This is a genomic window from Cupriavidus sp. 01L46 (genome assembly GCF_056399905.1).
On sequence record NZ_JBFTSF010000161.1, the window covers coordinates 1 to 14,714 of the forward strand.

A 14,714-nucleotide genomic window follows, 5' to 3' on the forward strand; every position below is an offset into this window, starting at 1 on the left:
CTGAAGGACAACGGCGTCAGCATCTGGGACGAATGGGCCGACGCAAACGGCGAGCTCGGGCCGGTCTATGGCTCGCAGTGGCGCGCGTGGCCCACGCCGGACGGCCGCCACATCGACCAGATCACCGAGCTGATGGCGCAGATCCGCAGCAATCCCGATTCGCGCCGGCTGATCGTATCGGCCTGGAACGTAGGCGAGATCGCGCAGATGAAGCTGCCGCCCTGCCATGCTTTCTTCCAGTTCTACGTGGCCGACGGCCGCCTGTCGTGCCAGCTGTACCAGCGCAGCGCCGATATCTTCCTGGGCGTGCCGTTCAATATCGCCAGCTATGCGCTGCTGACGCACATGATCGCGCAGCAGACCGGGCTGGAGGTGGGCGACTTCATCTGGACCGGCGGCGACTGCCACATCTACAGCAACCATGCCGAGCAGGTGGCAACCCAGCTCGCGCGCGCGCCGATGGCGTTGCCGCAGCTGAAGATCCTGCGCAAGCCGGACAGCATCTTCGACTACAAGTACGAGGACTTCGAACTGGTGGGCTACGAATCGCATCCGGCCATCAAGGCACCGGTGGCCGTATGACGCTGCTGACCCTGATCGTGGCGAAAGCCCGCAACGGCGTGATCGGCCGCGACAACACCCTGCCCTGGCGCCTGCCCGAGGACCTGGCGCACTTCAAGCGCACCACCATGGGCGCGCCCATCGTGATGGGCCGCAAGACGTGGGAGTCGATCGGCCGGCCGCTGCCAGGCCGGCGCAATATCGTGGTGAGCCGCAACCGCGACCTGCGCATCGAAGGCTGCGACGTGGCGAACTCGCTCGAAGACGCGCAGCGGCTATGCGTGGGTGCTGAACAGATCTTCCTGATCGGCGGCGCGCAGCTGTATGCCGAGGCCCTGCCCTGCGCTGACCGGCTGGTGGTGACGGAAATCGATGCGGATGTGGAAGGCGACGCGGTGTTTCCGGCCATCGACCCGCAGCAGTGGGTCGCGACGCAGCGCGAGCGGCATCRTTCGGAGGCGAACGGTTTCGACTACGCGTTCGTGACGTACGAACGCCCGCCCTCGGGCGAGGAATAGCGGTCGCCTCAAACGCCAGGTTTAAAGCGACGCTGACGTTCTACGCGCGGCGGCCTGTCTTCAGGCCGCCGCTGTCGTTTTAGTTGCCGCCGGCAATGGTCATCTGCTCGATCAGGACCGAGCCGGTTTCCTTGGTGCCGCGCACCAGCGCATCGGCGCCAATGGCCACGATCTGCTGGAACATCTCCTTCATGTTGCCGGCGATGGTGATCTCTTCCACCGGATACTGGATCACGCCGTTCTCGACCCAATAGCCCGATGCGCCGCGCGAGTAATCGCCCGTCACGTAGTTCACGCCCTGCCCCATCAGCTCGGTCACCAGCAGGCCGGTGCCCAGCTTGCGCAGCATGCCGGCGAAGTCGTCTTCCGGCGTGGTCAGCTTGCTGGAGAGCGTCAAGTTGTGCGAGCCGCCGGCATTGCCGGTGGTCTTCATGCCCAGCTTGCGCGCCGAGTACGTGGAGAGGAAATAGCCTTCCACCACGCCGCCGCGCACCACATCGCGCGCGTGGGTCTTCACGCCTTCTTCGTCGAAGGGCGCGCTGCCCATGGCGCCCGGCAGGTGGGGCTGCTCGTGGATATGGATATGCGGCGCAAACACCGCCTTGCCCAGCGTGTCGTAGAGGAAGGTCGACTTGCGGTACAGCGCGCCGCCGGACACGGCCTGCACGAAGGCGCCGAGCAAGCCGGCGGCCAGAGGTGCCTCGAACAGCACCGGGCAGCGGCGCGTCGACAACTGGCGCGCATTCAGGCGGGCCAGCGAGCGCTCGGCGGCATAGCGGCCGATGTCCTCGGGCGCGGCCAGCGCGCCGGGTGCGCGCTTGGACGAGTACCAGTCGTCGCGCTGCATGCCGCTGCCGGTGCCGGCGATCGGCGCGCAGGAAATAAAGTGGCGGGAATACGGGTAGCCGCCCGTGAAGCCGCGCGAAGTGGCCAGCACGAACTGCGAATGCTGGGCCGAGACGCTGGCGCCGTCGCTGTTGCGAATGCGCGGCGAGACCGCGAAGGCGGCCGCCTCGGAGCGCCGCGCGATCTCGATGGCTTGCTCAGCGTCGATATTCCAGGGGTGGAACAGGTTGAGGTCCTGCGGGTTGCGCTCGAGCAGCGCCTCTTCCGCCAGGCCGGCGCAATCGTCTTCCGCGGTGAAGCGGGCGATGTTGTAAGCCGCCTCGGCCGTGGCGCGCAGGGCCGCCGGCGAGAAATCCGAGGTGCTGGCGTTGCCGCGCCGCTGGCCGATCATGACCGTGACGCCCACTACCTTGTCGCGGTTTTGCTCGATGGTTTCCACCTGGCCCTTGCGCACCGACACCGACAGGCCGCTGCCCTCGGAGATCTCGGTAGCCGCGTCGGTGGCGCCCAGCTCGCGTGCCACCCGCAGCACATCGGCGGCCATCTCGCTGAGCTGGGCCTGGGTATAAGTGAAGTGGGTGGTCTGGTCTGCGGATTGATCCATTGTGGGCGCGGTCATCAAAAGTCCAAACAAGAATCATAGCAAGATAAAATGCCAACCATGACGCGAAACACCCGCCCCTCCCCCCGGAACGCCTCCGGCTTCCCCGACCCGTTCTCCCCTGAACCGGCCGACGACGACGACATGCTCAAGAGCAAGTCGCAGAAAAAGCGCGATATGCTCGCCCTGCAAGACCTGGGCGTGGAACTCGAAGCCCTGCCCAAGGACCGCCTGGCGCGCGTGCCCATGCCCGAAGCGCTGGCCGACGCCATCCGCGACGCGCGGCGCATCACCAACCACGAAGGCAAGCGCCGCCAGATGCAGTATGTCGGCAAGGTCATGCGCAGGCTGGACGATAACGAAGTGGCCGCCATCCAGCGCGTGCTGGAAGGCTTCAAGGGCACCAGCAAGGCCGAGACGGCTAAGCTGCACCTGGTCGAGCGCTGGCGCGAGCTGCTGCTGGCGGACGACGCGGCGCTGACGAAGTTCCTGGCCGAGCACCCGGCCAGCGATGTCCAGACGCTGCGCAACATCATCCGCAACGCGCGCAAAGAGCACGAGATGAACAAGCCGCCGCGCTACTTCCGCGAGCTGTTCCAGGCCATCAAGACGGCGCTGGAAAGCAAGCTGGCCGCAGCCGCCGGCGAGCAGGAACCCGAGCCGGAAGCCGGCGAATAACCAGCAACCCAAACGCAGCAACCAAGGAAATGGGGACAAGATGACGCAAACCACAACGCCCGCGCTGGTCCATCCCGTTGCCCGCAGGCACCCGGACGAACTGCTGGTTGGCTTTGTCTCGATCTCCGACCGTGCCTCAACCGGCACCTATCAGGACGAGGGCATCCCGGCGCTGCGCGACTGGTTCGGGCGCGCCCTGACCTCGCCCTGGCAGGCCGTGGAGCGCCTCATCCCTGACGAGCAGGCGCTGATCTCGCGCACGCTGATCGAGCTGGTCGATGTGGCTGGCTGCGATCTGGTGCTGACCACCGGCGGCACCGGCCCGGCCCGCCGCGACGTCACCCCCGAGGCCACGCTGGCGGTAGGCACCAAGGAAATGCCTGGCTTTGGCGAGCAGATGCGCCAGGTCAGCCTGCACTTCGTGCCCACGGCCATCCTGTCGCGGCAGGTGGCGGTAATTCGCGAAACCGCCAGCCGCGCCGCCCTCATCATCAACCTGCCGGGCCAGCCGCGCGCCATCCGTGAAACCTTGGAAGGCCTGCGTGGCGAGGACGGCAAATCCATCGTGCAGGGCATCTTTGCCGCCGTGCCCTACTGCGTCGACCTGATCGGCGGGCCTTACATCGACACGGACGAAGCCGTGGCCAAGGTGTGGCGCCCCAAGCACGCGATCCGCGCCAAACCCGCCGCGTGAACCTCCGGGGCAGCAACGCTATCGCAGCCCCAGATACAGCCCCACCGGCACGAACACCACGGCAGCCACATTGCCCAGCAGCACGATCGACGCCACCTGGTCCGGCTCCTGCCGGAAATGATCGGCCACCAGGAAGTTGAGCACGGCCGGCGGCAGCGAGGCGAACACGAACAGCAGCCCGCGCTGGAGCTGGGTCAGCGGCACCATCTGTGCCAGCAGCAAGGCGCAGGCGATGCCGGTCAGCGGACAGGCCACGGCACCGATCGCGCCCATGCCCCAGTTGCGCAGGCTCACATCCTTCATGCGCACGCCGAGCGCGAACAGCATCAAGGGCACGGTGGCGTCGCCCAGCAGCTTGATCGACTGGAACACCGGCTCCGGCAGCGAGAACCACGGCCGCGCCAGCGACAACCCCACCCCCGCCACCGTTGCCAGCACCATCGGGTTGCGCGCGATCTGCGTGATCGACGCGTGCCGGTTGACGATCTTCATGCCGATGGTGAAGTGCATCAGGTTGGACGCGGCGAACAGCGCCACCGCGGGCGCCAGCCCGAGCGGCCCGAACGCGAACACCGATAGCGGCAAGCCCATGTTGCCGCAGTTGTTGAACATCATCGGCGGCACGAAGGTGCGCGGATCCGCCCCCAGCAGCCTCGCGCCAAGCCACGCCAGCAACCCCGAGCCCAGCACCACGGCAACCGCGCAACCCAGCAGCACAAGCTGGTCGGCCAGCACGAATTCCTTGCTGACAAAAGCCGACACCACCAGCAGCGGCGCGATCACATCGAGCGTGGCGCGGTTGATCCCGGACATGTCGGGATGCGCGCGGCGCCCGTAGAGCCAGCCGACCAGGATGATCAGGATGACCGGCGTGATGATCGAGACGATACGCGCAAGCATGGGCGGGCTGCCGTTAAGCCAAAGCGCCCCGCAGGGCGCCTTGGCAGTGACATGGGAGGAGAAAAAATCAGGCGGCCGGGGTATCCGGCGCTGCGCTCGCCTCGGTTGCGGCCGCGGTTGCGGGCGCTGCCGCCGGTGCCGACTGGCGGATGAAGTGGGTGCGGTAGTAGCGAAGCTCTTCCACGGACTCCAGGATATCGGCCAGCGCGGTGTGCAGCTGGCGCTTGATGAAGCCCTTGTGGATGGCCGGCTCCCAGCGCTTGCACAATTCCTTGAGCGTGGAGACGTCGAGGTTGCGATAGTGGAAGAAGGCCTCCAGCTTGGGCATGTAGCGCGCCATGAAGCGGCGGTCCTGGCAGATCGAGTTGCCGCACATGGGCGACTTGCCGGCCGGCACCCAGCGCTTGAGGAAGGCCAGCAGTTCGACCTCGGCCTGCGCTTCGGTCAGGGTCGAGGCCTTGACCTTGTCGATCAGGCCCGAACGGCCATGGGTGCCCTTGTTCCAGTTGTCCATACCATCGAGCACGGCGTCTTCCTGATGGATCACCAGCACCGGGCCTTCGGCCAAGATGTTGAGCTCGGAGTCCGTCACGACAATGGCGATCTCGATGATGCGGTCCGTGTCGGGCATCAGGCCGGTCATCTCCATGTCCAGCCAGATCAGGTTGTTTTCGCTCTTGACGGATTTGACGCCGCTGGGGACGTGGGTATTTTGGCTGGTCATCTGGACTGCAATCGAAAGGGAAGCAAAAGAGGGCGCGCCCGCTCCCCGGATCAGGAACAAGGGGCAGCAGGCACGAACAACTTATAATTCTCGCATATCCGCCGCCGCAGCCGGTTCCAACGCGTTCGGAAACCCGCTTCGGCGGCCCGGCCGCCACCGCGTACGCCAAGGCTTCACACGACAAGGCCCTGCCCGATGTTCACGTTTCTGTTCCTAGCCGCCCTGATGCTGATGGTGCTGACCAAGCTCTGGCTGGCGGCCCGCCAGGTGCGCCATGTGGCGCAACACCGTCATGCGGTGCCTGCCCGCTTTGCCGACACCATCACGCTGTCCTCCCACCAGAAGGCGGCCGACTACACCATCGCCCGCACCCGGCTGTCGATGCTGGAAGTGCTGGCTGGCGCCGCGCTGCTGATCGTGCTGACCATGCTGGGCGGGCTGCAGTGGATCAACCAGTTCTGGATCGACACCTTCGGCCCGGGCTACGCCTACAGCGTGGCGCTGATCGCCAGCGTGGCCGTGATCGGCGGCCTGGTCGACCTGCCCTTCTCCCTCTATGGGCAGTTCGGCATCGAGCAGCGCTTTGGCTTCAACCGCATGAGCTGGAAGCTCTACCTGGCCGACATGCTCAAGATGACCGCCGTTGGCTGCGCGCTCGGCCTGCCCTTGCTGCTCGCCGTGCTGTGGCTCATGGCCCATATGGGCGAGTACTGGTGGGCCTGGACGTGGCTGACGTGGATCGCCTTCACGATCTTTGTGCAGATGATTGCCCCGACGGTGATCATGCCGCTGTTCAACCGCTTCGAGCCGCTGGCCAATGCCTCGCTGGAAGCCCGCATCACGCGCCTGCTGCAGCGATGCGGCTTTCGCAGCCGCGGCCTGTTCGTGATGGACGGCAGCAAGCGCAGCGCGCACGGCAATGCCTACTTCACCGGCTTCGGCGCGGCCAAGCGCATCGTTTTCTTCGACACGCTGATGGAGCGCCTTGCCGATGACGAGATCGAAGCGGTACTGGCGCATGAGCTTGGCCACTTCAAGCGGCGCCACATCCTGAAGGGCATGCTGGTCAGCTTCGCGCTGAGCCTGCTCTTCCTCGCCGCGCTGGGCTGGCTTTCCAGCCGCACGTGGTTCTACACCGGGCTGGGCGTGCTGCCCAACCTTGGCACCACCAATCACGCCCTTGCCCTCGTGCTGTTCTTCCTGACCTTGCCGGTATTCACCTTCCTGCTCGGCCCCCTGGCCAGCCAGACCTCGCGCCGCCATGAATTCGAGGCGGATGCCTTTGCGGCCGGCCAGACCGATGCCGGCCACCTGGTCTCGGCCCTCGTCAAGCTTTACAAGGACAATGCCTCTACCTTGACCCCCGACCCGATCTACAGCGCCTTCTACTACTCGCACCCACCGGCAGCACAGCGGATCGACCGCCTGCTGGCGCACGCATGAGCCGCGCCGCCAGCCGGGGAGGCCCGCAGCGCGCCCCAAGCCCTGCCAAAGCCAATGCCAATGGCGCCGCCGCCGAGGAGGCGCTGATCGTCGCCGCGCACGGCCGCCACTATGTGATCGAGCTGGACGACGGCAGCCGCCTGCACGGCTTCCCGCGCGGCAAGCGCAGCGAATGCGCGGTGGGCGACCGTGTCACCATCGAGCGCGCCGCGTCCGACCAGTGCGTGATCACCGGCTTCAAGCCGCGCAAGAACCTGCTGCATCGCTCGGACCAGTTCAAGTCCAAGCTGCTGGCCGCCAACATCGACCAGGTAGTGATCGTGCTGGCGACCGAGCCGGGCTTCTCGGAAGACCTGCTGGGCCGCGCGCTGGTGTCTGCCGAAGCACTGGGCATCCGCCCGCTGATCATCCTCAACAAGATCGACCTGACCGAGCGGCTGGAAGAAGCGCGCGGCCGCCTCGAGCTGTACCGCGGGCTGGGCTACGAGACGCTGTTCCTGTCGGTTCACGGATCGCCGGAAGACACGCTGGCGCAGTTGCGCCCGCAGCTGGCGCACCGCGCCAGCATCCTGATCGGCCAGTCGGGCATGGGCAAGTCCTCGCTGCTGAACCTGCTGATCCCGGGCGTGGAAGCGCAAACGCGGGAAATCTCCGCCAAGCTGGATTCGGGCAAGCACACCACCACCTTCACCCGCCTCTACCACCTGCCCGCCAGCGTGGATGGCGGGGCCGATGGCGTGGATAGCGTGGATGGCGCAGATCCTCAAGCGCGCCAGCGTGGCTGCCTGATCGAYTCGCCGGGTTTCCAGGARTTCGGCCTSCACCACCTSAGCGAAGGCATGCTGGAGCGCGCGTTCCCTGAATTCCGCCCACGCCTGACCGAGTGCCGCTTCTACAATTGCCACCACATCAACGAGCCCGGCTGCGGCGTGCTGGCGTCGATGAAGACCGGCGAGATCTCCGGCCGGCGCCACCAGCTCTACACGCAGCTGCTGCACGAATCCCGCCAGCAAAAGCCGTGGTAAGGTAATCGGGCGCGCCGCCTGCGGGCAAACGGGCATGTGGCGCACCCGATCACCATGAAACTACTGCTATCGACCCCTTCCCTCGTCCATGCCGCGCACTGCCAGAACGTACTGGAAGCCGCCGGCATCCGTGCCGACCTGCGCAATACCTGGCTGGCTGGCGCGATGGGCGACATCCCGTTTCGTGAGAGCGCGCCCCAGGTCTGGCTGATCGACGATGAACGGGAGGCCGAGGCCTGGGAGGTATTGCACGCCGCCGCCAATCCGGCGCCGGGGCCGCGATGGGCCTGCGCGTCCTGCGGGGAATGGCACGATGCGCAGTTCGGCTCGTGCTGGCAATGCGGCGCGCCGCGGCAACCCTGAAAGCAAAGCGCCCGCGGCAAGCGCGGGCGTCGATGGTCAACGGGTACAGCGGGTACGGCAGGTACGGCGGGGTTGGCTCAGCCCACCCAGAGCGCCAACGACAACATCGCCAGCAGCAGCATCCACAGCACGACGGCACGCCACACCAGGCCGATGGCCGATTGCAGCGTACGCACGTTGGGTTCCACCCCGAATTCCGGCGCGGCCGCCTCGGGCTCGCTATCGTCTTCCATGCCCGGCGCATAGTCCACCGCCGGGCCGGCCAGGCTGGTGCGCAGCACCACGGCAGTACTCTCTTCCGCCAGCGGCACCCCCAGGCGCACACCAAGCGCGCCGCCGCCGCTGGCAAGCAGGATGCCGTTGACGGCATCGTTCCACTTGCGCGCATGGTTGCGCCACGCATACACCGCGTCCTCGAAATTGCCGACGATGGCAAAGCCGACCGAGGTCAGCCGCGAGGGAATCCAGTCCAGCAGGTAGAAAGCACGCGCTGCAAAGCGGCCCAGCGCGGGGCTGCGGTCCGTGGAGGGGATATTCCAGTGGCGCGCGAGGTACTCGGCAATGCGGTACAAGACCACGCCGCCCGGGCCGATCGGCACCAGGAACCAGAAGAACACCCCGAACACATGCCGGTGCACTGCCACGATGGCAGCTTCCAGGGTATGCCGCACGATTTCCGTGACCGGCATTTCGATGGTTTCGAGACCGGTCCACTGGTGCAGCAGCGCGCGGGCGCGCGGCAGGTCATCGCGGTTGAGGGCCTCGTGGATATCGGTGAAGAAGTGGCTGAACTGCCGGAAACCCAAGGTGAGGTAGAGCAGCAGGACATTCCACGCCAGCGTGAGCGCCACGCTGATGGAGGCCAGCAGGTAGTGCACCACCATGGCGGTCAGCGTGAGCGGCAGCACCACCGTGAACCAGGCCAGCGCGGTATCGCGCGGGCGCCCGGTGTCAAAGGCATGCTCGGCGCGCTCGGCAAGAACGCGCACGATGTCGTAGATCGGATTGTTGCGGCCCAGGGCGCGGAACTGCTCGGCGATCAGCGCGAGGAGAACGGATACAAATGTCATCTCTGGTCTGGGTGTCGATGGCCAGGGCGCATCAGGCGGCGCGTGTGCCGGGCTGACCGCTTATCTTATCTATAGCGAGACGATAGCATACGGCAACCCTGCCCAGACGAAGCACCGCAGCCCGCCGGCAAAGCGGGCGGGCTGCGGGCTGCCGAAGCGAGGCCTCAGGGCAGGTCAAACACCAGCACTTCGGCACCATCGCCGTGCGCCAGGGTCACGGCCTCGGCACCTTCGAGCTGTGCGGCATCGCCCGCTTCCAGCGCCTTGCCATTGACGGTGACGCGGCCACGCGCCACATGCACATAGGCCTTGCGCTTGGGCGCCAGCGCCAGCGTGGCGGACTCGTCGCCGTCAAACAAGCCGGCATACAGGCGCATGTCCTGATGGATCACCACCGAGCCCTCAGCGCCGTCGCGGCTGCCCACCAGGCGCAGCCGGCCGCGCTTGTCGGCCGCCGCAAAGTGCTTCTCCTCGTAGCCGGGCTCAAGGTTGGACTTCTCCGGCAGGATCCAGATCTGCAGGAAGTGCGTGGTGTCGTGTGCGGCGTGGTTGTACTCCGAGTGCCGCACGCCGGTGCCCGCGCTCATGCGCTGCACGTCGCCGGGGCGGATCACGCTGCCGTTGCCCATGCTGTCCTTGTGAGCCAGCTCGCCTTCCAGCACATAGCTGATGATTTCCATGTCGCGGTGGCCATGGGTGCCAAACCCCATGCCCGGCGCTACACGGTCTTCATTGATGACGCGCAGCGGCCCGAACTGGACGTGCTTGGGATCGTAGTAGTCCGCGAAGGAAAACGTATGGTACGACTTGAGCCACCCATGATCGGCATAACCACGTTCACCCGCCTTTCTGATTTCAATCATTTTGACGGCCCTCCTTCAGGCCACATCGGCGCAGGAACTGGGTTAATCCTAGTCCTGGCCTTGCGTAACGTTTCGATACTAGGCAGTTTAGGGTGGCAGGCGTATATTTGGCGGACCGATCTTAGAAGCATTCATTCAGAAATTCTGAACATGGCACTCTCACTCGAATCCCTGGAAGTTCTTGACGCCATCGAGCGCAAGGGCAGCTTTGCCGCCGCCGCGCACGAGATGGGCAAAGTGCCCTCCGCGCTCACCTATGTGGTGCGCAAGCTGGAGGAAGACCTGGACGTGCTGCTGTTCGACCGGCGCCGCCACCGCGCCGAGCTCACGCCCGCCGGGCGCGCGTTGCTGGACGAAGGCCGCCACCTGCTGCACGCCGCCGACGACCTGGCCCGCCGCGTCAAGCGGCTGGCCACCGGCTGGGAAGCCACCCTGACCATCGTGGTCGACGACCTGATCAACTTCCGCGCCCTGCTGCCGGTCATCCAGGACTTCTATGCCGAGAACAATGCCACCCGGCTGCGCTTTGCCAAGGAAGTGCTGGGCGGCGCGTGGGATGCGCTGGTCAGCAGCCGCGCCGACCTGGTGATCGGCGGCGCCTACGATGCGCCGAGCACCCAGGGCTTCCAGGTGCGCCCGCTGGGCTCCATGCCCTTTGTCTTCGCGGTAGCCGCGCATCATCCGCTGGCGACCGAGCCCGGCCCGCTGACCACCCTGCAGATCGCCAAGCACCGCATCGTGGCCGTGGGCGATACCTCGCGCAACCTGCCGGCCCGCACCCATGGCGTGCTCGCCGGGCAGGACGTGCTGGTGGTGCCCACCATGCGCGACAAGCTCGAAGCCCAGATCCGCGGCCTGGGCTGCGGCTGGCTGCCGGCGCCCATGGCACAGCCCTTTATCGAAAGCGGCGTGCTGCAGGCACGCGAGACCCTGGAGGTGCGTGCCCCCGGCAACTTCAAGGTAGCCTGGCGCACCAGCACGCGCGGCAAGGCGCTGCAATGGTGGGCCAACAAGCTGGACGACCCGCGCCTGGCGCAAGCCCTGCTCCAGCAGCAGCCGGGCCAGCCTGACTAAGCACCAGGCCAAGCGCCAGACCCATCACCGCCCTAACACCTGCTTTCGCCATGCCTACCCGCCCTAGCCCGGCGCCCAGCTACCGGGGCCGCTTTGCGCCCTCCCCCACCGGCCCGTTGCATATGGGCTCGCTGGTCACCGCGCTGGCCAGCTGGCTCGACGCGCGCGCCCATCTTGGCATCTGGCTGGTGCGCGTCGAGGACATCGACTATCCGCGCTGCGTGCGCGGCGCGGACCAGCAGATCCTGCGGGCGCTGGCGCGCCTCGGCCTGCATCCGGACGAGCCGCCGCAATGGCAGAGCCGGCGCGAAGCGCTGTACGCCGAGGCGCTGCGCAAGCTCGATGCCGACCATCGGACCTATCCCTGCGGATGCTCGCGCAAGGAAATCGCCGACTCGCTGCTGCATGCGCGCGAGCGCCACCAGACGCTCGGATATCCCGGCACCTGCCGCGACGGCCTGCATGGCAAGCTGCCCCGCGCCTGGCGGGTGCGGGTGCCAGACGGCAACGCCGCGCTGATCTGCTTCGACGACCGCTGGCAAGGCCGGCAATGCCAGGACCTTGCGACCGAGCTCGGCGACTTCGTGCTGCGCCGCGCCGATGGCTTGTGGGCTTACCAGCTGGCGGTCGTGGTCGACGATGGCCACCAGGGCGTCACGCATATCGTGCGCGGCGCCGACCTGCTCGACTCCACGCCGCGGCAGATCCACCTGCAGCATCTGCTGGGGCTGCCCACGCCGTCGTACCTGCACGTGCCAGTGGTGACCAACGCGCTGGGCGAGAAGCTCAGCAAGCAAAGCGGCGCGCAGGCCATCGACGAGCTCGATCCGCTGGCGGCGCTGCGCACGGCCGGCGCGCACCTGGGACTGGCGAGCGCGGCGCAATCGGTGGAAAGCTGGCTGAGCGATGCGACGGCCGGCTGGGCGGCCATRCTGGAACGCCTGCCCGCCCAGGCGCACAGCGAAGCGACGACACCCCCCTGAATGGCATGAGGCCCAAAACACGAAAGGCGCCCGAAGGCGCCTTTCTTGCTGGCTGCGGCGGCAGCGTTTCGCTACGCCACGGGTCGCGCCGTGCCGCTCAGGACTTGCGCGGCACGCCGCCCAGCAGCGCCGCCAGTTGCCGCTTGGGCGCCGGACGGCCGCGGCCAAAGGCGGCGGCATTGTTGTCCGTCACGTCGGGCTGCGCGGCAATCGCCGCGGCGCTCGGCTCGTAAGGACGCGAGAAGAAGGAATCGTCGGCGGGGCGGAACGTGTTGCGCGAGCTGGCCGGATCGTTGCGGCGCGCACGCGGCTCCTCGCMGTCGCCATTGGCGCGCGGGCGGCGCACTTCGGTGCGGGCACGGCGGCGGTCGTTCTCGTCAGCGCGGGCGCCGGCGCCGGTGGGGTCGAACCCGGCCAGCGCGGTACGCGGCAGGCTGCGCTTGAGCAGCTTCTCGATATCGACCAGCAGGCGCTCATCGGCCGGCACGTAGATCGACAGGGCATCGCCGCTGGCGCCGGCACGGCCGGTACGGCCGATGCGGTGGATGTAGTCTTCGGCGCTGAACGGCAGGTCGAAGTTGATCACGCAGGGCATGTCGGGAATGTCGAGGCCGCGCGCCGCCACGTCGGTGGCGACCAGCGCATCGATATTGCCTTGCTTGAAGCCATCCAGCGTCTGCATGCGCTCGGTCTGGGTCTTGTCGCCGTGGATGGCGGCGGCGTTGATGCCTTCGCGCTCCAGGTGGCGCGCCAGGCGCGAGCAGCCGATCTTGCTGTTGACGAAGACGATGCACTGGCGCGACAGGCCTTCGGCGGCGCGCGTCTTCAGCAGGTGCACCACGGCGGCCTGCTTGTGGCCGTCTTCGACCTGGAACACGGTCTGGCGCACATTCTCGTTGGCCGAGTTGCTGCGCGCCACTTCGATGGTGACCGGCTGGTGCAGGTAGCTGGCGGCCAGCCGCTTGATGTCGTTCGAGAAGGTGGCCGAGAACAGCAGCGTCTGGCGCTGTGCCGGCAGCAGGTTGATGATGCGCTGCAGGTCAGGCAGGAAGCCCATGTCGAGCATGCGGTCGGCCTCGTCCAGCACCAGCATCTGCACCTGCGACAGGTTCACCGATTTTTGCTGCACGTGATCGAGCAGCCGGCCCGGGGTCGCCACCAGGATTTCCACGCCGCGGCGCAGGGCCTCGGTCTGCGGGTTCATGTCCACGCCGCCGAACACCACCGTGCTGCGCAGGTCCGTGAAGCGCGCGTAGCGGGCCACGTTGTCGTAGACCTGGTCGGCCAGTTCGCGGGTGGGGGTGAGCATCAGGGCGCGCACCGGATGGCGGGCCGGCGAGGCGCTGGCGCTGGCCAGCGGCAAGAGGCGCTGGATGATCGGCAGCGCAAAGCCTGCGGTCTTGCCGGTGCCGGTCTGGGCGGCGCCCATCACGTCCTTGCCCTGCAGCACCACGGGAATCGCCTGCTCCTGGATGGGAGTGGGCTTGGTGTAGCCCTGCTCGGACAGCGCGCGCTGGATGCGAGCATCTAGCCCGAAGCTGTCGAAGGTGATCTCGGGGGTGGTCTGGTCAGTGGTCGTAGTCGTCATGGTTTCCGTGTCTTGCAGGAGGCGAACCCGGCGCCAACGGACACGCGTCTTGAACCGAGCGGGGGAGATCTGCGCATGGATTTAAGGGCCGGCCGCATGGGGCGCGCTGTGCTGCCGCACGCCATTGCAAGCCGTCGTCTGTCCGTGCCTCTGCGGGCAATTCCGCCGCGCGATCAATAGCTCATGTAAATCAAAGACTTAGATTGTAGCATTAGCGGCCCATTTAAGGGTAGTGCGGGTGTGGCGGCTACGCCGGCAAGTGCGCCGGATCTCATTTGCCATTTTTTGTTTTCAAACGTATACAACCGATGACGCGCGACCTATGCTTGATGCCAGTGAGCCACTTCAGGCCGCAGGCCGATCCCGATGCAAACCGTCTCCGTCCGAATCCCCGAAGAAGACCTCGCCTGGCTGGCAGGCATCCAGCTGGCCGGCGCCAGCAGCCCCAGCGACAAGATCCGCGCCCTGCTGGCCGACGCGCGCCGGCGCGCCGATGGCTCAAGCGACTATCTCGGCTGCGTCTCGCTGCTGCGCGAGCAAGTGCGCCCCCTGCTCGATGCCACGCAGGCCCTGGAGCACGATCACCAGCAGCATTCGGCCATCGTCCCGCTGCTGGCCATGCAGTTGCCCGAGCTGATGGCCAGCCTGATTGCCGGCGTGCCGTCAGGGGACCAGGCGCCTGCGCAAGCGCGCGACCTTGAGGCGCGCCTCACCGCCCGTGCCATGCGCATGCTGCTGGGCCTGTTGCGCCTGGGGGTCACCCAACGCGCGCCGGCCTACGAC

The 14,714-nt window shown here is 66.9% G+C and carries 16 protein-coding genes; 10 read left to right on the top strand and 6 right to left on the bottom strand.

Annotated elements, in window-relative coordinates; genetic code table 11:
• Positions 1 to 582 (top strand): thymidylate synthase (locus AC1DS3_RS24510; RefSeq protein ID WP_477128136.1); only part of this gene is annotated, 582 nt, incomplete at its 5' end.
• Complete coding sequence (locus AC1DS3_RS24515) at positions 579 to 1,079, top strand: dihydrofolate reductase (protein WP_477128137.1); 501 nt, start codon at positions 579 to 581, stop codon at positions 1,077 to 1,079. The genes AC1DS3_RS24510 and AC1DS3_RS24515, both read left to right, overlap by 4 nt.
• Before the next feature lie 79 nt (positions 1,080 to 1,158).
• On the opposite strand, the gene pmbA is transcribed toward AC1DS3_RS24515, so the two are convergent.
• Positions 1,159 to 2,529, bottom strand: a complete 1,371-nt coding sequence (gene pmbA / locus AC1DS3_RS24520; protein WP_441635187.1) for a metalloprotease PmbA — start codon at positions 2,527 to 2,529, stop codon at positions 1,159 to 1,161.
• 57 nt (positions 2,530 to 2,586) lie between these two features.
• Between pmbA and yjgA the strand changes: the two genes are divergently transcribed.
• Together yjgA and mog are read left to right on the top strand one after the other, a co-directional pair.
• Positions 2,587 to 3,204: a ribosome biogenesis factor YjgA gene (gene yjgA, locus AC1DS3_RS24525; RefSeq protein ID WP_441635189.1), complete on the top strand. Its 618-nt coding sequence runs from the start codon at positions 2,587 to 2,589 to the stop codon at positions 3,202 to 3,204.
• A gap of 40 nt (positions 3,205 to 3,244) precedes the next feature.
• Positions 3,245 to 3,898, top strand: a complete 654-nt coding sequence (mog, locus tag AC1DS3_RS24530; RefSeq protein ID WP_441635191.1) for a molybdopterin adenylyltransferase — start codon at positions 3,245 to 3,247, stop codon at positions 3,896 to 3,898.
• Positions 3,899 to 3,916: 18 nt separating this feature from the next.
• On the opposite strand, the gene AC1DS3_RS24535 is transcribed toward mog, so the two are convergent.
• Both AC1DS3_RS24535 and orn read right to left on the bottom strand, forming a co-directional pair.
• A complete protein-coding gene (locus tag AC1DS3_RS24535) occupies positions 3,917 to 4,798 on the bottom strand; it encodes an AEC family transporter (RefSeq protein ID WP_441635193.1) in 882 nt (293 codons plus the stop codon).
• Between the two features lie 67 nt (positions 4,799 to 4,865).
• Positions 4,866 to 5,522, bottom strand: a complete 657-nt coding sequence (orn, locus tag AC1DS3_RS24540) for an oligoribonuclease (protein ID WP_441635195.1) — start codon at positions 5,520 to 5,522, stop codon at positions 4,866 to 4,868.
• A gap of 195 nt (positions 5,523 to 5,717) precedes the next feature.
• Here orn and AC1DS3_RS24545 point away from each other — a divergent pair, with 195 nt between their 5' ends.
• From AC1DS3_RS24545 to AC1DS3_RS24555, 3 genes are read left to right on the top strand one after another with little or no spacing between them, the layout of a single operon-like run.
• Positions 5,718 to 6,965, top strand: coding sequence for a M48 family metallopeptidase (locus AC1DS3_RS24545; protein ID WP_441635197.1), 1,248 nt, complete (start codon positions 5,718 to 5,720; stop codon positions 6,963 to 6,965).
• On the top strand, positions 6,962 to 7,990 hold the full coding sequence (gene rsgA / locus AC1DS3_RS24550) for a ribosome small subunit-dependent GTPase A (RefSeq protein WP_477109386.1): 1,029 nt from the start codon (positions 6,962 to 6,964) through the stop codon (positions 7,988 to 7,990). Before AC1DS3_RS24545 ends, rsgA begins: the two co-directional genes overlap by 4 nt.
• Before the next feature lie 54 nt (positions 7,991 to 8,044).
• Positions 8,045 to 8,353 (top strand): putative signal transducing protein, encoded by a 309-nt coding sequence (locus tag AC1DS3_RS24555; protein WP_043348200.1) that lies wholly within the window; start codon positions 8,045 to 8,047, stop codon positions 8,351 to 8,353.
• A gap of 77 nt (positions 8,354 to 8,430) precedes the next feature.
• Here AC1DS3_RS24555 and AC1DS3_RS24560 read toward each other — a convergent pair whose 3' ends face one another.
• Both AC1DS3_RS24560 and AC1DS3_RS24565 read right to left on the bottom strand, forming a co-directional pair.
• Complete coding sequence (locus tag AC1DS3_RS24560) at positions 8,431 to 9,423, bottom strand: CobD/CbiB family protein (protein ID WP_441635201.1); 993 nt, start codon at positions 9,421 to 9,423, stop codon at positions 8,431 to 8,433.
• Positions 9,424 to 9,587: 164 nt separating this feature from the next.
• Positions 9,588 to 10,286: a pirin family protein gene (locus AC1DS3_RS24565; RefSeq protein ID WP_441635203.1), complete on the bottom strand. Its 699-nt coding sequence runs from the start codon at positions 10,284 to 10,286 to the stop codon at positions 9,588 to 9,590.
• Between the two features lie 150 nt (positions 10,287 to 10,436).
• Between AC1DS3_RS24565 and AC1DS3_RS24570 the strand changes: the two genes are divergently transcribed.
• Both AC1DS3_RS24570 and gluQRS read left to right on the top strand, forming a co-directional pair.
• Positions 10,437 to 11,360: a LysR family transcriptional regulator gene (locus tag AC1DS3_RS24570; protein ID WP_043348213.1), complete on the top strand. Its 924-nt coding sequence runs from the start codon at positions 10,437 to 10,439 to the stop codon at positions 11,358 to 11,360.
• A 50-nt stretch (positions 11,361 to 11,410) separates the two neighbouring features.
• Positions 11,411 to 12,343 carry a tRNA glutamyl-Q(34) synthetase GluQRS gene (gluQRS, locus tag AC1DS3_RS24575; RefSeq protein WP_477128138.1) on the top strand — a complete coding sequence of 311 codons (933 nt, stop codon included), beginning with the start codon at positions 11,411 to 11,413 and terminating at the stop codon, positions 12,341 to 12,343.
• A 97-nt stretch (positions 12,344 to 12,440) separates the two neighbouring features.
• Here gluQRS and AC1DS3_RS24580 read toward each other — a convergent pair whose 3' ends face one another.
• Positions 12,441 to 13,931, bottom strand: a complete 1,491-nt coding sequence (locus AC1DS3_RS24580) for a DEAD/DEAH box helicase (RefSeq protein WP_477128139.1) — start codon at positions 13,929 to 13,931, stop codon at positions 12,441 to 12,443.
• Between the two features lie 366 nt (positions 13,932 to 14,297).
• On the opposite strand from AC1DS3_RS24580, the gene AC1DS3_RS24585 reads away from it, so the two are divergent.
• The coding region (locus AC1DS3_RS24585; RefSeq protein ID WP_477128140.1) for a hypothetical protein at positions 14,298 to 14,714 on the top strand (417 nt) is incomplete at its 3' end.